18 protein-coding genes are annotated in these 16,694 nt (G+C 60.0%); 9 read left to right on the forward strand and 9 right to left on the reverse strand.

Features of this window, described 5'->3' with window-relative positions:
* The coding region (locus DWY05_RS10050) for a hypothetical protein (RefSeq protein WP_233511287.1) at positions 1-398 on the reverse strand (398 nt) is incomplete at its 3' end.
* A gap of 1,317 nt (positions 399-1,715) precedes the next feature.
* Between DWY05_RS10050 and DWY05_RS00010 the strand changes: the two genes are divergently transcribed.
* Both DWY05_RS00010 and DWY05_RS00015 read left to right on the forward strand, forming a co-directional pair.
* Positions 1,716-2,342, forward strand: a complete 627-nt coding sequence (locus tag DWY05_RS00010) for a DUF1648 domain-containing protein (RefSeq protein WP_117821538.1) — start codon at positions 1,716-1,718, stop codon at positions 2,340-2,342.
* 551 nt (positions 2,343-2,893) lie between these two features.
* Entirely contained in the window at positions 2,894-3,088 is a 195-nt protein-coding gene (locus tag DWY05_RS00015) for a hypothetical protein (protein WP_117821537.1), read from the forward strand.
* 12 nt (positions 3,089-3,100) lie between these two features.
* Here the strand turns inward: DWY05_RS00015 and DWY05_RS00020 are convergent, their stop codons facing one another.
* Genes DWY05_RS00020 through DWY05_RS00045 form a run of 6 tightly spaced genes read right to left on the reverse strand, consistent with a single transcriptional unit; the run spans position 3,101 to position 7,937 of the window.
* Complete coding sequence (locus tag DWY05_RS00020; RefSeq protein ID WP_117821536.1) at positions 3,101-4,537, reverse strand: sensor histidine kinase KdpD; 1,437 nt, start codon at positions 4,535-4,537, stop codon at positions 3,101-3,103.
* Positions 4,525-5,187 carry a response regulator transcription factor gene (locus DWY05_RS00025; RefSeq protein ID WP_099431768.1) on the reverse strand — a complete coding sequence of 221 codons (663 nt, stop codon included), beginning with the start codon at positions 5,185-5,187 and terminating at the stop codon, positions 4,525-4,527. Before DWY05_RS00025 ends, DWY05_RS00020 begins: the two co-directional genes overlap by 13 nt.
* A gap of 45 nt (positions 5,188-5,232) precedes the next feature.
* Positions 5,233-5,610, reverse strand: a complete 378-nt coding sequence (locus tag DWY05_RS00030; protein WP_117821535.1) for a hypothetical protein — start codon at positions 5,608-5,610, stop codon at positions 5,233-5,235.
* A gap of 16 nt (positions 5,611-5,626) precedes the next feature.
* Complete coding sequence (locus DWY05_RS00035; RefSeq protein ID WP_117837144.1) at positions 5,627-6,442, reverse strand: lantibiotic ABC transporter permease; 816 nt, start codon at positions 6,440-6,442, stop codon at positions 5,627-5,629.
* The gene (locus DWY05_RS00040) at positions 6,442-7,212 is read right to left on the reverse strand and encodes a hypothetical protein (protein ID WP_117820608.1); all 771 of its coding nucleotides are present in this window, start codon (positions 7,210-7,212) and stop codon (positions 6,442-6,444) included. The genes DWY05_RS00035 and DWY05_RS00040 overlap by 1 nt, the downstream gene beginning before the upstream one ends.
* Positions 7,209-7,937 (reverse strand): lantibiotic protection ABC transporter ATP-binding protein, encoded by a 729-nt coding sequence (locus DWY05_RS00045; protein WP_117820607.1) that lies wholly within the window; start codon positions 7,935-7,937, stop codon positions 7,209-7,211. Before DWY05_RS00045 ends, DWY05_RS00040 begins: the two co-directional genes overlap by 4 nt.
* Before the next feature lie 396 nt (positions 7,938-8,333).
* On the opposite strand from DWY05_RS00045, the gene DWY05_RS00050 reads away from it, so the two are divergent.
* From DWY05_RS00050 to DWY05_RS00075, 6 genes are all read left to right on the forward strand, one after another.
* The gene (locus DWY05_RS00050; RefSeq protein WP_117820606.1) at positions 8,334-9,038 is read left to right on the forward strand and encodes a CDP-alcohol phosphatidyltransferase family protein; all 705 of its coding nucleotides are present in this window, start codon (positions 8,334-8,336) and stop codon (positions 9,036-9,038) included.
* Positions 9,039-9,104: 66 nt separating this feature from the next.
* Positions 9,105-9,539 (forward strand): FHA domain-containing protein, encoded by a 435-nt coding sequence (locus DWY05_RS00055; RefSeq protein ID WP_006236002.1) that lies wholly within the window; start codon positions 9,105-9,107, stop codon positions 9,537-9,539.
* Between the two features lie 3 nt (positions 9,540-9,542).
* Positions 9,543-10,421 (forward strand): MerR family transcriptional regulator, encoded by an 879-nt coding sequence (locus DWY05_RS00060; RefSeq protein ID WP_117820605.1) that lies wholly within the window; start codon positions 9,543-9,545, stop codon positions 10,419-10,421.
* Positions 10,422-10,461: 40 nt separating this feature from the next.
* Positions 10,462-10,992: an adenine phosphoribosyltransferase gene (locus tag DWY05_RS00065; RefSeq protein ID WP_035138474.1), complete on the forward strand. Its 531-nt coding sequence runs from the start codon at positions 10,462-10,464 to the stop codon at positions 10,990-10,992.
* Positions 10,993-11,024: 32 nt separating this feature from the next.
* Positions 11,025-12,152, forward strand: a complete 1,128-nt coding sequence (locus DWY05_RS10195) for an NlpC/P60 family protein (RefSeq protein ID WP_199409552.1) — start codon at positions 11,025-11,027, stop codon at positions 12,150-12,152.
* Between the two features lie 164 nt (positions 12,153-12,316).
* Entirely contained in the window at positions 12,317-13,183 is an 867-nt protein-coding gene (locus tag DWY05_RS00075) for a DegV family protein (RefSeq protein WP_117820604.1), read from the forward strand.
* A 73-nt stretch (positions 13,184-13,256) separates the two neighbouring features.
* Here the strand turns inward: DWY05_RS00075 and DWY05_RS00080 are convergent, their stop codons facing one another.
* Together DWY05_RS00080 and DWY05_RS00085 are read right to left on the reverse strand one after the other, a co-directional pair.
* Entirely contained in the window at positions 13,257-13,868 is a 612-nt protein-coding gene (locus DWY05_RS00080) for a DUF1836 domain-containing protein (RefSeq protein ID WP_199409551.1), read from the reverse strand.
* Between the two features lie 153 nt (positions 13,869-14,021).
* Positions 14,022-14,960 (reverse strand): NAD(P)/FAD-dependent oxidoreductase, encoded by a 939-nt coding sequence (locus tag DWY05_RS00085; protein WP_199409550.1) that lies wholly within the window; start codon positions 14,958-14,960, stop codon positions 14,022-14,024.
* Between the two features lie 118 nt (positions 14,961-15,078).
* Here DWY05_RS00085 and DWY05_RS00090 point away from each other — a divergent pair, with 118 nt between their 5' ends.
* Positions 15,079-16,380 (forward strand): glycosyltransferase, encoded by a 1,302-nt coding sequence (locus DWY05_RS00090; protein ID WP_117820602.1) that lies wholly within the window; start codon positions 15,079-15,081, stop codon positions 16,378-16,380.
* The last annotated feature ends 314 nt before the right edge of the window (positions 16,381-16,694 follow it).

Genomic DNA, 16,694 nt, shown 5'->3' on the forward strand with positions numbered 1-16,694 from the left:
AAGGAAAGGAATGGCAGGTCGCTTGCGGAGGCCGGGATATCCGTGATGCCGGAGCTGCTCAGGGCGCGGCAATATGCGAGCGCTGCGTCATTGGTCTCTCGGTCTCCCACGATGGACCCGGATTGGAAGCCTTCGCCCATGAGCGCGTAGTAGCTCTCGGCAGAGTCGAGAAAGGCGGCGTCGGTTTGAGCGGCGAGGGCGGCGTTCGCGTATCTTGCAAGCTCCGCGTCAGCTTGCTGCTCTGGAGATAGGTCTGGGCCGCTGGCCTGGGGCGCGCGCGTATTGAATGCGTGACAAAGCCCTGCATGCCCTGTTTCATAAAGAAGGGCCCGTAGATGGGTGAATTGAACGCACTGGGGACGGAAAAGGCTGCAGCGAGAACGAGCGTACAAATCCATACGGCCCTGTCTCTTAGGATTAGTTTGAGAAGAAGTCGACAGTACATTTAGAAGCACCTACGTTCCTCAAAGAATTGTTAGATTAAAAGTAACAGACCGGATGAAGATACGTGCGACGGGGGCGAGGCGAATGGCTGAACGGTATCGATATGCGGGTTTAACGGCATATCGACCACATAGATTATTAACTTGCATTTCTAACAGTTAAGGAGACGGGTGCTTTCCAGCACGCTCCTTCGATGACACCTTCCGCTAGCCGCTATGATGGTTTCATCCAACAAAGAATGTGCCCTGGCGTTCAGGTTCACCGCTAGCGTTGACAACATATGAGATGGGCCCGGCCCTTGCCGCGCGCCGAATGGGCGAGAGGTGTCGGGCTCCATGTTTATTCCACCTGCTTGTTATCAACCAGCTTCGTTCAACGTCAGACATTCAAGATGTCAGACGTCGAACCTGCGCCAAAGACGCAGCTGGGGCTACTAGTTGCCTACAATCGCTCGCGAAGCTCACCTGTTCGTGCGTGAATGTCTGACAGCTCCGTCAGACATTGTCGGACATTTGATTGTTCGACAAATGCGCACGTGGTCGCGTTCGCAAAGATAACTGAACGGTCGATGGGTGCATTGAGACCGGAGCAAACGGCGGATGCCAGAAAATTGGCCTCACAGAATCGCACCCATGGTTGATAAAATTGACCGCCCGGGCGCAAATACCCGGGCGGTCAATTCATCCCCTCGTTCGCGATCCTGTTGGGTTTTGGGCTTTGACATGTTGTTGACGGATGGATCAGCCGTACAGCTTGATCTCCCGGGGTTCCATGTGGTCGTCCCCCAATAAGACGTCCCTGATGTAGCTCTGCGGCAGGAACTCGACGGGCAGCACTGGGTCGTCGACGTAGCCGGACACTGGGAGTAGGCGTGGCCTTTGGACATAGCGTGGCCGCCTGCCGGCGGTCGGACTGCCACTTCAGCCAAAAGCTCAGGCGCGCGCATTAAAATAATGAATAGATCGCTTGATGGGCTTTTGACCAAGCATGAACATCGCAGGTAAATCCGTGTACCAATTTTTGATACACGGATTTACCTGCGGTTTGTTGAAAGCTCTGACATGCGCTGTCGACTTCATTAAAATCGATTGCCGATCAAGTCTTCCTATATATGCGAGCCCCAAGAAACTGCGCTGTGAACCTGAGTCCTCTATCGATCGGCCCGGTGCACCGGGCCGCTGTCCTCGAGCCGGCAACAGCTTGCCGGTCTCAAAACGTATACTTGATTTAAGGCGGAGTGGAATGTGGGCGCGCAAGGAGATGCGGAATCGATGAGAGCCTCAAAAAAAACTACTGCAGTGTTATCATCTTTCGTCCTCTCTATTCTTCCATTTCTGATTCTATGGGCGGCTTGGTCAGTCCTCCCTGATACAATTCCCGCTCATTGGAGTGGGGGTGTGGTTGATCGATGGGGTAATAAGCTTGAATTGCTGGTTGTTCCGCTGTTTTCTCTGATTGGTTCTATTGCAATTTCTGTGTACCTTATTGTTTCCACGCGGCGAAGAGAGTTCGCGGATTTCTCTGTTCGAATGCGACGGGACTTTGTTGCGTGCTATATTTCCAGTCTTCTTTTATCGACAACCTGCTCAGTGATAATTGCCGTTTGGGTTCAGTTGATTCTTACGCAAAGCACTGCGGTTGATGGGGGGCTTGGACTATCGATCCTGTATTCCCTTCCCGGGCTATATGTGATCTTGTGCGCTTTGCCGCCTTTTTATGCGAGCGGCGAGAGCAAAAAGGCAGAGCGCCTGATAACAGTTCTTATTGGCGGCGCGGAGATTGTTCTTTGTGGAATAGTGCTTGAAGGTTCGGCTGCCTCTTATGCGATGATTGGACTGATGATTCTGTTCTGTGCGTTTGAGATTGTGTCACAGGTAAGGGATAGCCGGTCCTTATGAGTTGAATTACGCGCGTGCGGATATAAAGGTTGGCATGTTAAATTTGTTGAAAACTCTGACATGCGCTGCCGACTTCATTAAAATCGATTGCCAATCAAGTCTTCCTATATATGCGAGCCCTGAGAAGCTGCGCTGTGAACCTGAGACCGCTATCGATCGGCCCGGTGCACCGGGCTGCTGTCCTCGAGCCGGCATCAGCTTGCCGGTCTCAAAACGTATGCCGTCCGGTACGACCAACAGCCGAGTCTTGCGCCCAGTTCGAGCAGCGCCAGAACCCCGTGCCGGAACCCACGCAGCCGATGGCAGGGGAATTCAGCCGCGGCCATCGAGGAGCCGACCCAGGGACGGCGCCCCCAGTCCTCGAAAGATTTCCACCGCCCCCTACAGGCCTGGATTGATTTAACAGTTGATTTAATCCGGCTGAACAAGCCGAGCATGGGCCGGTTGACAAAATGTAAGGTAAAAAAGCAGATACGACCGTACGCCGGTGCAGGGTTCGGGTGATGTGATAGAAAGTAATACACGTATTACATCTAACCGGGAGGTGCATCATGGCAACCGCCACCGCAGCCCTGAGAACCCCCGAGAACCTCGCGAACAGGTACGACCGCCTGGCGAAGTCGACGGGCCGCACGAAAACCTTCTACATGACGGAGGCGCTTGCCGCAGAGATAGGCAGGCTCGAATACGAGTACGGCCTCATGAATTATCCGGGAAGCGTTTGGTTGCGAGGTATGCCAGTGTGAGGGCCTGATTCGTCAGGCCCCGCACAGGGGGACCGCGATGGTGGCCACCGCACCGCCCGAGGGGCCGTTGGCGAGCGAGACGGAGCCCCCGTGGGCGCTCGCGGCCTCGGAGGCGACGTGGAGGCCGAGCCCGTAGTGGCGGCCTCCGTCACGCGAGGAGCGGGAGGAGTCGTCTGTGAAGAGGCGCTCGCAGCCGCGTTCGAGGGCGGCGGGAGAAAAGCCCGGTCCGTCGTCGGCGACCTCGATGACGAGGTGGCCGCCCGCGACATCGCAGGAAACAGTCACGCGCGAGCGCGCGTGCTCGGCGGCGTTGACCACAAGGTTCGCGGCGGCTCGCGCCAGGGCGGTTCGGTCGAGTGGGGCCTCGGGCGCGCCCGCGACAGCAGGGCCCGTGGCCGCGTCGAGCGTCACGCCTCGCGCCCGGGCGATCTGGGCGGCCTCGACGAGAACCTGCTCGCAGAGCTCGACCGGCCGCATGGGGGCCCTCTCCGCCCCGCCGGACCCGCGCGAGGCCTCGATGAGCAGGCGCACGTAGCCGTCGAGCCTTTCGACACTGCCGGCTATGTCGCGCGCGGCAGCCGCGAGGTCGCTGTCATTCTCGTCTTCCAACTCCTCCGCCACGAAGTCGGCGTTGGCGCGCAGCACAGTGAGCGGCGTCTTGAGGTCATGGGCGAGCGACGCCATCTGCTCGCGCTGCCCCCGCTCCGCGGCCCAGCGGGCCTCGAGCGACTCGGCGAGGGAGACCCGCATGGCGTCCATCGCGGCGAGGACGTCGTTCACCTCGCGCACGTTGGTGCTGCCGACCGCGAAGTCGAGCTCCCCCGCGCCGACGCGACCCGCCGCCTCCGCGAGCGGCGCCATCTTGCGCGAGATCACGCGGCTCGCGCGCCGCGCGACGAGCGCAAGCGCGAGTGCGCTTCCCGCCGTGGCGCCGACGAGCATGAGGTTCTGCGGGTTGGGAAGCAGGCCGGCGAGGTCGCGCGAGACCCACTGCGGCAGATACTCGCTGACGAGTGCGCAGGCCCCGCCGCCTTTGAGCGGGAACGCGGCGTAGGTGAGGCCCGAACCCCCGCCCTCGATCTCCACTGTGCCCGGATCCGCGGCGAGTGCCGTACGAGCCATTTCTGTCGCGTCCTCGAGCCGCGTGCTCTCGAGGTCTGTCATCATCACGTTTCCGTCCTTGTTCAGGATGAGGTAGCGGTACGCCGTCGGCACGTCCTGCTGCCCGCAGACGCCGTCGCGTGCCAGGCCCTCCGCGACCTCGCGCGCATTGGCCGGCCCCCAGCTTGCCTCGTAGACGAAGCCCGCGTTGATCGCCACAGAGAGCACCATGAACGAGGCGAGCCACGCCGTGGCGACCGCCGCGAACGCGTAGGCGAAGTAGCGCGCGATGACGAAGGAGAGCGGCATGCCCCCGCGACCTCGCGCCCCGATCTTCAGAGCTGCCACTTGTACCCCATCCCCCAGACGGTCGCGATCGGATCGGCGCCGGCCTCGGAGAGTTTCCTCCGGGCGCGACTGACCTGCATGGATATGGCCGCGTCGTCGGCGTCGCTCTCCCAGCCGAGCACCGCCTCGCGTATCTGCGCGCGGCTCATGACCTGCCCGGGGTGGCGCGCGAGGTACTCGCAGATGGCGTACTCGGTGGGCGTGAGCGGCACGGTCTCGCCGCCCACGGCGAGGTCGCGCGCCCCGAGGTCGATCCGCACCTCCCCGAAGGAGAGGGCGTGCGAGCGCGGCCGGCGCTCACGGCGTAGATGGGCCGCGACCTTGGCGCGCAGTTCCGCGGCCCCGAAGGGCTTGCGGACGTAGTCGTCGGCGCCCAGGCCGTAGGCAGCCACGGCATCCTCCTCAGCCACGCGCGCGGTCAGGAAGACGATGGGCCCGTCGAAGTCCGGGCGGATCTGCCGCACGAGCTCGAAGCCGTCGAGCCCCGGCATCATGACGTCGCAGAGCACGAGGTCGAAGCGCGAGAGGTCCATCCCCGGGACCGCCGTCGGATCCGCCGCCCTGACGACCTCATGGCCGTCGCGGCCGAGGACGCGCGCGAGCGCGTCGAGGATCGCCCGTTCATCATCCACTGCCAGTATCCTCGCCATGTTCGACCTCCTGAAACTTCCGTCGGAATTGTACTAGCGCCGCGCTCAGCGGTCCAGAGCCCTGCGCGCAGCCGCGGGTGCCTCGGCCGCGTCGCACGCGCGGTAGCGCACGCCCGAGCCGCCGCGCGCCTCGATCTCGAGCCAGCCCTCGCCGTCCGACTCCTGCCCGAAGAAGATGAGCTGGAGCTCTCGGACATTGCATCTGTCGTCCGCCGCGTCCACCAGGTAGACGTAGTTTGCCCCCGCCCCGGTGGCGTTGGCGTAGGAGCTCGCGTGACTGCCGGACTCGGGCGCGGGCGCCCACATGGCGATCTCAGGGTTGGGCAGCACGCGGTCGGCGATCGAGCGCAGCGCCGACCCCCAGCCGGCGTCGAGCAGGGCATTCCCGCCCAGGACGAGCGCTGCGGAGAGGAGGGCGAGCATGGCGGCGAGCGGCCTCCTACGCATCTGCCCTCCCGTCCTCGAAGCGGCAGAACCAGGCAAGAAGGACGGCGTCGGCTGCCAGGGTGAGCACGAGGCTGGCGAGCGCAGTCGTGAGGAGTGGGCCCGCCGCGCGTGCGGCGTCGATGAAGGCCTCCACCCCGAGCGACCCCAGGCGCGCGGGCCAGGCGAGCGGCACCCAGCTCAGGGGCGTCGCCAGGGCACCGGTGAGCTCGCCGGTCATGAGACCGTGCGCAAGTCCGCCCACTGAAAAGAACGCGAGGAGCATCCCCGCCGCGCCGGCGCCGATGACGGCGTTGCGGCCGAGGCGCAGGGCCACGCCGAGCCCCAGCGCGTAGAGGGGCAAGCTGCCCAGCACGATGCCCGCCCAGGCGGCCGCAAGCGGAGCGGGCCCGAGCGGCAGGCGCCCGGCGACGGCGAGCACGGCCCCGAACACGCCGAGCGCCACGGCTAGCGCGCCCGCGCCGAGCGCCGCAAGGGCGAGTAGCTTCGCCGCGACGGCGCGCCCGCGCGAAGGGACCGCCGTGAGGTTGGCGAGACGCCCGGCAGCGCGCTCCTCGTCCACGGCGAGCCCGCAGACGATGGCGGACATGAGCGGCATGAGGGCGCCGAGGAACTGGACGTAGGCGTCCGCGCCCAGCGCCGGGTCCCATCGGGCTACGGAGAAGTACTCGCCGCAGGCAAGACCGGCTGCCAGGCCGCAGACGAGGTGCATCGCCGTGAGCGGGGAGCGAGCCAGGCGCAGGGCCTCGGAGAGCAGGGCCCGCGAGAGAGTCATGCGCGGCGTCGGGTCGGAGAGTCGTGTCATGGCCATCACCTCTCCTCGGAGCGCGCGAACCAGGCCGCGCCCGCCGCCGTGAGCGCGGCGAACGCGAGCGCGCTGACCGCAAGGCCCGCCAGTGTGAGCATGCCATCCGCCGCGAGCGCCCCGCCGAGCGCCATGTCCGCCGCGAGTGGCTCGCCGCTCGGCAGCACGGGAATGAAGCTCGTGGGGATGACCATACTCGCCGACGGCGGAAAGAGCTGCGGCAGCGGCACCAACGACCAGGCAAACCCACCCACGAGCTGCGCGACGAGCGGGCAGAAGATGCCCGCGAGCATGCCGAGCCGCGCCGTGAGAAAGAGCCCTGTGGGGATCATCCACGCCGCGGTCACCGTGTTGGCGAGCGCGCAGAGGAGCATCGTGAGCGTGCCCGCGGCCGTGAGGCCCTGCGAGGAGAACGCCGATCCCGCGAGGTAGATGCCGAAGACCACGAAGTTCGAGAGCGTGCAGAGCGCGAGGCACCAGAGTGCCTTGGCCCACCAGGCGCGCCCGAGCGGGAAGCCCAGGCCCAGAAGCCCCCGCATCCGCGTGCGAGCGTCCGCCCGCGCGACGCACGCCACCACGAGCGAGAGAGACACGGGCAGGAAGAGCGCGTACCAGTAGTTCCACGCGCTGAAGATCTGCACGCCCCGATAGGGCATCGCGCCGAGCAGCGGCATCGGCAGCGCCATGAGCACGGCCAGGCGAACCGGTGCCGCGTGGCGCGACTTCAGGGCCTCGGCGCGCAGGCCCGCGAGCAGGCCGCCTTTCTCGCCCGTCATGCCGCCACCTCCCCGCGTGCTCGTCGCCCTTCCCGGCAGAAGCTCATGAAGAGTTCCTCGAGGTCCTGCCCAGGCCGAAGCGCATTCTCGTAGGCGAGGCGCCCCCCGCAGATGATGCCGATGGTGTCCGCCATCTGCTGCACCTCGGAGAGGATGTGGCTCGAGACGATCACCGTCGTACCCGCCGCTGCGAAGCCGCGGATCTGGTCGCGCAGCTCCTCGATGCCGATGGGGTCGAGGCCGTTGGTGGGCTCGTCGAGCACGAGCAGGCGTGGCCGGGCGATCAGCGCCAGCGCGAGCCCCAGGCGCTGCCGCATGCCCATCGAGAAGCGCCCGGCGCGCTTCTTCCCGGTGTCCGCGAGGTCCACGGCGGCGAGCACCTCATCTATGCGGCTCTCGGGAAGGCCCAGCAGCGTGGTGCGCACGCGCAGGTTCTCGCGCGCGGTGAGGTTGGGGTAGAGCGGCGCCTCCTCGATGAGGCTGCCGATTGCGTAGAGGTCCTCGCGGCGCCAGGCGTGCCCGGCAAAGAGGATCTCCCCGGCCGTCGGCCGCAGCATCCCGCAGATCATCTTGAGCGTTGTCGACTTGCCGGCGCCGTTGGGGCCGAGCAGCCCGTACACCTCGCCCTCGCGGATATGAAGGCTCACGTCGGCCACGGCGTCCTGCGCCTGGTCGCCGCGGCCGAAGCGCTTGGTGAGCCCGCGCGTCTCGAGCATGTAACCCATGGGTTTATCCTTTCTCTTCCGGGCGCGCGGGCCGATTCACCGTGCCCGCGCGTCTTACCTTTCGGGTTCACCATCCATGGTGGGGCGCGTTTCTAACGAAGCCGTAACGGCCGTTGGGCTCTTTTGGCGCCAACCCTTCTCGACCCGCACATCATGATTAATTTGCTTAAGGCAACAACTTTCCCGATCGATGTAATCACCGAATCAAAACGTGTACATCAGCCATCAAAGATGCCGAAAAATGTCATATTTGGAGGCTGATGTACACAAATGCAGAATCCAGCGCAGCCCAGAGGCGCCCTCCACATGTCTGGACTCTCTATGGCTGCGCTGGATAGACATCGCCGGAACGGGTATAGTATCGAAAGTTTTGTCGTTAACCAGCGGGGGAGTCCTGTGGGCATCAAAAAGAAGATCAAAAAGGAGCTTATCGGCACTTCCGATTACCCGTCGAATAAGATCTTTACGATCTCCAATTTCATCACCTTTACGCGCCTGATCCTCACCCTGGTATTTCTGTACCTGTTTGTGACGGATAACAACCGTGTCATCGCCATCGTTATCTACGCCGTTGCCGCCTCCACCGACTGGATGGACGGGCAGATCGCCCGCATGACCAAGACGGTCTCGTGGCTCGGCAAGGTCATGGATCCCATTTGCGACCGTGCGCTGCTGTTCACCGGCGTGCTTGGACTGGTGGTTCGCGGAGAGCTGCCAATCTGGGTCTGCGTGCTCATTATTGGCCGCGATATCTATCTGGGCATCGGCACGCTTATCGTGCGTCATTATCACCGTCGCCCCATCGATGTCGTCTTCCCCGGAAAGATTGCCACAGCGCTGCTCATGACTGGTTTCTCGCTCATGCTGCTCGGTTTCCCCGTTATTGACGGCCTGCATCTTTTACCTTCAACCCTTAAGGCCTTCCCGGGCCTCAACGGAAGCTCGGTGCCCCTCGGCATCTTCTTTGTGTACGGCGGCGTGATCTTCTCCATGCTCACGGCTGTCATCTACTCCATTAAGGGCGGAGTGGCCATTAAACAGGCTCTCGCGCATCCCGAGGACGAGGACATCGACTTTCTGAACCCTGAAATCGAAGACTGATTCGTTGGGGTATGATTACGTACGGTTCATTATTTGCGGCACGTCCGCGATAAGTTAGGGGTTGTCATGGACAACATGGTTAACAATATGCCTCAGAATGATAAGACTGCTGACGCTACCTGCGTATTCCGCGTGCCTTCAAGCGACGTCACCGTTCCCGACCTCATGGCCAACGTGCGCATCACCGCCCCCGTTCTGTCCATCGTCAAGGGTCCGCAGACGGGTGCCGCTTTTGAGCTCGAGGACGACGTGACCACCATCGGCCGCGATCCCGCGAACGGCATCTTCCTCAACGACATGACTGTTTCGCGCAGCCACGCGCGCATTATTCGCGAGGGCCTCGGCGCTCGCATCGAGGACTTGGGATCGCTCAATGGCACCTGGGTCGACGGTGCCATCGTCAATGCAGCCCCGCTGCACGACGGTTCTTCCGTTCAGATCGGTACGTTTACGCTCATCTACCACGAGAGCACGCCGGAGCGCATCGAAACCGGTGAGTAGGGCATGGCCGAACGCAACTATCTGAGTATCGGCCAAGTCGTCAACCTACTTCGAGGCGCATACCCCGATCTTTCGAACTCAAAAATTAGATTTCTAGAGGATGAGGGGCTCATTACCCCTCATCGTACGCCTAAGGGATACCGTCAGTACTCCAAGGAGGACGTTGATCGCCTGGAGGTCATTCTGCACTTGCAGAAGACTCGCTACATGCCACTCAACGTGATTAAGCAGCGCTTGGAAAACGCCACGGACCTGTCAACGCTCGCCTACGAGGTGGGTTTGCTGTCCGATGTTCCGCTCAAGACGGAGCCCAAGGAGACTAAGCAAAAGCTGCATCCCATCGAGACCATTCCCGATATGCTGGGCGTCGAGATTTCGTTTATCCGCTCGCTCGCCGAGAACGACCTCATTCGCATCATCAAGAGTCCGCAGAATCGTGAGCTCGTCGATGGTCGCGATTTTCCGATCATCCGTTACTGCTCCGAGCTGTCACGCTTCCATATCGAGCCGCGCAACCTGCGTCAGTACGTGTCTTCGGCCAACCGCGAGTCCTCGATGTTTGAGCAGGTGCTCGTGAGCATGCTCGGAATGGATACCTCCGATGACGAGCGCGATGCCAAGCTCGAGCGTGCGTTTAAGAAGCTTCACGACCTGACCGAGGGTGTGCACACCGCGCTGCTCAAGAACCGCGTTTTTGAGTCGCTCAACGCCGTGGTCGAGGACGCCGACATCGATGCACTCGATGAGGAAATCACTCGCTCCGAGTCCACCAAGGCCAAGAACGAAGAGATAGCCGCGCCGGCTTCACACGAGGATTCTCTCGTAAAGCCGCTCAAGGTCGTCGCCCCTTCGCAATCCGGAACCACCACCGCGGGCAAATAACAGCTGCCGCTTAACCGGCAACCCATTGAAAGGTCATGCAATGTACGACTTCGAATCTCAAATCGTCGACATCCCCGACTATCCCGAGCCCGGAGTCATCTTTAAAGATATCACGCCGCTCTTTGGCAACCCCGAGGCGCTCAAAGCCATGACCGATGCCCTCGTCGAGCACTTTGCCGGCATGGGAATCACCAAGGTCGTGGGTCCCGAGGCTCGCGGCTTTATGGTTGGCGTACCGGTGGCTGTAGCACTTGGCGCCGGCTTTGTTCCCGCACGTAAACCGGGCAAGCTGCCGCGCGAGACCGTAAGCCAGAGCTACGAGCTCGAGTACGGCACCGATTCAATAGAGATCCATGCCGACGCTATCAGCTCTAAAGATACCGTGTTGATTCTGGACGACTTGGTCGCGACGGGCGGAACCGTCGAGGCAACAGGTAAACTTGTGCGAGATATGGGCGCAAAGCTTGTCGGTTACGGTTGTATACTTGAGCTTGCGTTTCTCAACCCGCGCGAGAAGCTCACGCCGTCTGATGACGATGTGGAGCTCTTTAGCCTGGTGACGGTAGACTAGCCGTTACCCTTAGTTACTGGAAAGGAAGCTACATGCGCACAGCAAACACGCACAAAAACATGGCACGCTGCGCTGCTACGGCAACCCTCGCTTGTGTTTTGGGCTTGGGCCTCGCGGCTCCTGCCTACGCCGATACCGCATCCGACCTTGCCGCTGCTCGTTCGAAACTCGAGCAGATCGGCACCCAAACCCAGCAGATTTACGATGAGCTTGCCACGCAGACGCAGGCGCTCGATCAGACTGCCGGCGAGATCACGCAAAAGCAGCAGGAGATCGCCGATGGTCAGGCCAAGCTCTCGACCTATGTCGCCGGCGAGTACAAAACCGGCGGTCTGAGCCTGCTTCAGGTTCTGACGGGCGTCGATGACCTGAGCGATATGCTCAACCGTCTGTTTTACTACGGCAAAGTTTCCGATAAGCAGGCTCAGACCATTCAAGAGGTCAAGGAGCTTAAGCAGCAGCTCACCGATAAGCAGGCCGAGCAGGAAAAGAACGTCGCCGCTACGCAGAAAAAGGTCGACGAGCTTAACGCTCAGCAGGCTGAAGCCCAGAACGTCGTAAACTCCCTGGATTCACAGCTGCAGGCCGAGCTTGCCGCCGAGGCCGAGGCCAACGCCGCGCTGCAGGCCGGTATCAACGCCAGTACCGCCGAGAAGGCCACGGTGAGCAACGAGACTGCCGGTACGACCGAGAACACCAACAACGGTGGCCAGACCAACAATAACAACAACCAGGGCGGCAACACTCCGGCTCCTACGCCGGCACCTGCTCCGACGCCGCAGCCCTCCACGCCTGCTCCGGCTCCGACGCCTTCTGCTCCGAGCCAGTCCGTCGATGGCGGTTCTGTTGTCTCGCGTGCATACAGCAAGCTTGGTTGCGCTTATTCCTGGGGCGGAATTGGCCCGAACAGCTTCGACTGCTCTGGTTTTGTTAGCTACTGCCTCACTGGTCGCTATTGTCGCCTGGGCACCACGGGCACCTTTATGGGCTGGACGCGTGTGTCCGATCCCCAGCCCGGTGACGTTGTGGTCAACTCGTACCACACCGGCATTTACATCGGTGGTGGTCAGATGATTCATGCTTCCGACTACAACACGGGTGTTATCATCAGCTCCGTTGCCGCCGGCATGAACAACAACTATATCTTCGTGCGTTACTAAGTATTCAGATAAAGCAAACGGATATGGACCTCGTGGCTTTGAGCCGTGGGGTCCATTCTTTTGCCTTTAGTGCAGGCCTCTATCTAGTTTTGAATACTAGATAGAGGCCCAATCGGTCTGCAAGAAGGCTATAATTGTTTGGGAACAATTAGAAAGGACCCTCTATGAGCTGGGCACTTATCTCCGATTCAAGCTGCAACCTCCGCGATTGGCAACCGACCGCGCCTCATACCACCTTTGCATTTGCACCCCTCAAAATTCGAGTGGGGGAGCGTGAATTCGTCGATGACCATTCGCTCGATGTTCACGAGCTCAACTGCGCTGTTCAGGCGGAGACGAACGCTTCTTCGAGCGCTTGTCCCAGCGTAGGGGAGTGGGTCGAGCTCTTCAAATTGGCAGACAAGACCATCTGCATGCCGATCTCTGAAGGTGTGTCGGGCAGCTACAACGCGGCAGCCACGGCTCGCGATATGGTTCTTGCCGAGGAACCCGACCGGCAGATTCATCTAGTCAATTCGCGCGCAGCTGGCGGCAAAATGGACCTCATTTTCTTGCTGTTCGACCGCTATCTTGCAAGCAATCCGGATGTCTCATTCGAGGACGCTTGCGCATACTTCGATAGCCTTGAGCAGAACAGCAAAATCCTCTTCAGCCTGTGCAATTACGAAAACCTGGCCAAAGCCGGACGTATCCCTAAGGCAGCCGGCGTCATTGCCAACAAGCTCAATATCCGCATTTTGGGCACGGCGAGTGAGGCCGGTAAAATCGAACTCGTCGGTCACACGCGTGGCGAAAAGAAGATGCTCAAAAAGATCATCGACACCATGGAAGCCGAGGGCTTTACGGGCGGTGAGGTCGTCATCGACCATGTGGAGAACGCATCGAGTGCCCAGGCGCTGGCCGATTACATTGTTGAGCATTGGCCCGGCTCCAAGACCATCATCATGCCCTGCAACGGCCTGGATTCCTATTACGCCGAGATGCACGGCCTCATCATCGGCTACGGCATGGGCGTAGCTTCGGGCAAATAAAGTCCAACCAAGCAATATTACGGGCGGGACAAAGCGACAGATGGCTCTTTGTCCCGCCCGTTTTATACGACGGCTATCTATTAAACCCGTTGAACTTGAGATAGCTCATCAGGTACGCCTTCGAAACGAAGGATGAAACCGCACTGCGTACAAGCAGCGACTCACGCGTTACCTGATGCGCGGTATCGGGAACCGGCGTCTGCTCGACGGAAAACGCCGAACGAATCGATGCCTCGAGCTGATCGACCACATAATCAAAGGCCGTCGGGGCATCGTAGCTCAAACGCTGAATGTTAAAGAGTGCCTGCACCGCAGCAATAGGTAGCACCTGCTTAAAGATACAGATAGCGATCAGGCGGGCAATCTGCTCGCGGCCATATTGCTTTTTGACCGGAGCGGGCACCAGGCCGACCTTCACGTAGTTATTGATCATCGATGGCGTAATGACAGGCTGTTCCACGCAAATGGACAGCGGCTCCATCCACAGCGCAACATACTCAATGACCTGGTCGCGGTAGAGCGTCACATTGGGCAACTGGTCATAGCGCGGCAGACTCAACGTATTGAGTTTGCGTACGATATCGGACTGAATAAATGCATCGGGCAGCACAGTGGGTTGAATATCCTCAGGCTTAATGCTGACCGACGAATCAGACATCGGAATAACGTGTTTAACGTGATTCATAAAGGTCCTCCGTTCCTATTTTATATTGTATTCTACGTTATCTAGTTTTGCATACCACATAGCCGGCAAGAAAATTGGCGGGACAGTGCACTGATGCATCATCCCGCCATTTAGTAACTTGATAACAACATTACATAAGATATATTATCGTACTTATGCGCGTAGGAAAGTGTATGCGCTGGTTGCTGCTATAGCTCCGTCCGAAACGGCGGTCACAACCTGGCGCAAACGCTTAGAACGGATATCGCCGGCTGCGAATAAGCCGGGCGTACGGGTAGCCATCGAATCGTCGGTGACAATGCCGCCGTCGGGAGCCAGATCGACGAGATGCTCAACCAGCTCGGCATGCGGCTGCGTCCCCGTAAAGACAAAAATACCAAATGAGCCAGGTTCAAAGGACTCAGTGTGCATTCCACCAGTCGCATTGTCCTTGAACGTAATTGTCGTGGGCATCGCTTCACCAGAAAGCTCAACAATACTAGTTTGGTACCTAACTGAAATATTGTCCTTAGCAAGCACCTTATTCACAACGCCCTCGGGTGCACGGAACTGATCGCGACGCAGCACGATGGTCACGCTGCTGGCAATGTCGGAAAGGAACAGCGCCTCCTCGCATGCTGAATTGCCGCCTCCGATAACAAAGACCTGCTTGCCGCGGAAGAACATACCGTCACATGTTGCGCAATACGAAACGCCACGACCGCGATACGTGTCCTCGCCAACAAAACCCGCAGGACGCGGTGTGGCGCCCATGCACGCAATGACGCTCTTGGCCGTTGTGTCACCCATATCATGATGGATGGTAAATTGAGCCGCATCGGCATCGTAGTCGACGCCTGTTACCATACTCCATTCAACCTGAGCCCCCAGGCCTTCAGCATGCTGTTGAAACCGCTCACCAAGTTCGGCACCGCTCAGCAGCGGAATGCCAGGATAATTCTCAATCTCGTTGCTCGTGGCAATCTGTCCGCCGGACATGCCCTGCTCAAGAACGGTTGTCGTAAGATTGGCACGCGCCGCATAAATGGCGGCAGCATAACCCGCGGGACCGCCGCCGATAATCGCAACATCGATTGTCTGATCGGTAATCATGAAGAGTCCTCTCGTCGAAACGTTGTCGTTCTTTGCGCTCATACCCAAATTTACGTGAACGTGACACTCATGCACTACAATGATAAATCCGTGTTACAACGTCGAAGGGGAGTTATCGATGGATCAGACGCAGACGAGCGACGACGCTCCCCTGCTCACGCTTAGCACTCCCCAATCGGAGCAAACCACGCTCCTGGATCAGCAAAAACCTCTCGTGACCATCGTGCACGCCTCGGTTGGCTCGGGCCACAAGGCCGCCGCAAATGCGATTGCGCAGGCATTCGACCTCATCCGCGGCACCAATGGTATCCCCGAGGATGTTGAGATTGAAGTGCTCGATATCCTTGATTTTGGACGTATTAAATTCGACGGCAATAAGACCGCGGCTTCTTTTACGGGAGCCACGCGCCCCATTTACGACCTGACCTGGCGATATACGCTTACGGGACATCTGCTCTGGGGTGGTGGCACGGCATGGTCGAGAATTATGTTCCCCGCCTTCAACGATTATATTCGTAGCCGCAGGCCCATAGCCGTGGTCGCAACGCACATCACAGCAGCCAATGTTGCCGTGGGCGCCCGCGTAATTACAGGTAGCGATTATCCGGTCATCTGCGTGCCGACCGACTACGAAGTCGAGGGCTGGTGGCCCCACAAGGACACCGATCTATTCTGTGTTGCCAACGAATTTATGGCCGAAACGCTGCGTCCGCGCAAGGTGCCCGAGGCAAAGATTCGCATTACCGGCATTCCTATTCGCGCCGGATTCGACACGGATTACAATCGCGAGGAAGAGCTGGCCAAGTTCAATCTCCCCACCGACAAGACCGTCGTGCTGGTGATGGCCGGCGCCAGCTTGCCACAGCCTTACGTCCGCTTTCGCGCGGCGATGGACCAGACCCTCCCCTTCCTACGCAGCTTTGAGGACATGCACTTTGTCTTTTTGCCCGGCAAAGACGTGGAGTATGCCACACGGTTGAAGACGCTCTTCGATGCCATGAAGCTCGAGAACGTCACGGTGTTGGACTATGTCGACGACATGGCGGCCCTCATGCACGGCTGCGACCTGGCAATCCTCAAATCGGGCGGGCTCACGGTCACCGAGTGCCTATGCGCACATCTGCCGATGATCCTGCTGGGCAAATCGTACGGCCAAGAAAAAGCCAACACCACCATGCTTACCGGCATGGGCGCCAGCATGCACGTCACCACGGCACGAGAGCTCATCGTGACGTTGCGCCACCTGCACGACCATCCCGAATCACTCAAAGCCCTACTCATCAACGGCGAAGTTCTACGCCGCCCCCACGCAGCCGAAGACATAGCCATCGCAACCATGGAGCTCGTAGGCAAACCCCAAAAGCGCAAAAGAGCCTTCTGCCGCTTCTACTGGGGCGAAAAACCTGCGCATATCAGGTAGCGTCTTAATTTCCGCTCACCCGTGGGAGGCCCCTATATATCATCCCGTGCTCAAACATTCTCGCTTCGCTGCGAAACTGCGCGCGGGACGATATATAGGGGCCTCCCACGGGTGAGCTGCGTTTACGCACTAGCAGCTTCGCCAGATTCCCCTCCAGTAGAACCTGCTAAGGCGATACCAGAAAATATAAAAGCAGTAAGCCAACGCGACAAAGGAAGTGTCCCTTTATCGCGTCGGCTTACTAGCAAAGTGAGTATTTTTTCAAGCGAGTAGCCGCCCGCCCGGGGCTTACCTATATCGTTCCACGCGCAGTT

This window comes from Collinsella sp. AF23-4AC (assembly GCF_003462685.1).
Lineage (GTDB): Bacteria > Actinomycetota > Coriobacteriia > Coriobacteriales > Coriobacteriaceae > Collinsella.

Excerpts from the sequence above, each read along its gene's own strand:
- DWY05_RS00075 (WP_117820604.1), top strand. The coding sequence starts at position 12,317 with ATGAGCTGGGCACTTATCTCCGATTCAAGCTGCAACCTCCGCGATTGG.
- DWY05_RS00030 (WP_117821535.1), bottom strand. The coding sequence starts at position 5,610 with ATGCTCGCCCTCCTCTCCGCAGCGCTCGTCCTGGGCGGGAATGCCCTG.
- DWY05_RS00085 (WP_199409550.1), bottom strand. The coding sequence starts at position 14,960 with ATGATTACCGATCAGACAATCGATGTTGCGATTATCGGCGGCGGTCCC.
- DWY05_RS00015 (WP_117821537.1), top strand. The coding sequence starts at position 2,894 with ATGGCAACCGCCACCGCAGCCCTGAGAACCCCCGAGAACCTCGCGAAC.
- DWY05_RS00080 (WP_199409551.1), bottom strand. The coding sequence starts at position 13,868 with ATGAATCACGTTAAACACGTTATTCCGATGTCTGATTCGTCGGTCAGC.
- DWY05_RS00010 (WP_117821538.1), top strand. The coding sequence starts at position 1,716 with ATGAGAGCCTCAAAAAAAACTACTGCAGTGTTATCATCTTTCGTCCTC.
- DWY05_RS00060 (WP_117820605.1), top strand. The coding sequence starts at position 9,543 with ATGGCCGAACGCAACTATCTGAGTATCGGCCAAGTCGTCAACCTACTT.
- DWY05_RS00045 (WP_117820607.1), bottom strand. The coding sequence starts at position 7,937 with ATGGGTTACATGCTCGAGACGCGCGGGCTCACCAAGCGCTTCGGCCGC.
- DWY05_RS00090 (WP_117820602.1), top strand. The coding sequence starts at position 15,079 with ATGGATCAGACGCAGACGAGCGACGACGCTCCCCTGCTCACGCTTAGC.
- DWY05_RS00035 (WP_117837144.1), bottom strand. The coding sequence starts at position 6,442 with ATGGCCATGACACGACTCTCCGACCCGACGCCGCGCATGACTCTCTCG.
- DWY05_RS00025 (WP_099431768.1), bottom strand. The coding sequence starts at position 5,187 with ATGGCGAGGATACTGGCAGTGGATGATGAACGGGCGATCCTCGACGCG.
- DWY05_RS00065 (WP_035138474.1), top strand. The coding sequence starts at position 10,462 with ATGTACGACTTCGAATCTCAAATCGTCGACATCCCCGACTATCCCGAG.
- DWY05_RS10195 (WP_199409552.1), top strand. The coding sequence starts at position 11,025 with ATGCGCACAGCAAACACGCACAAAAACATGGCACGCTGCGCTGCTACG.
- DWY05_RS00055 (WP_006236002.1), top strand. The coding sequence starts at position 9,105 with ATGGACAACATGGTTAACAATATGCCTCAGAATGATAAGACTGCTGAC.
- DWY05_RS00040 (WP_117820608.1), bottom strand. The coding sequence starts at position 7,212 with ATGACGGGCGAGAAAGGCGGCCTGCTCGCGGGCCTGCGCGCCGAGGCC.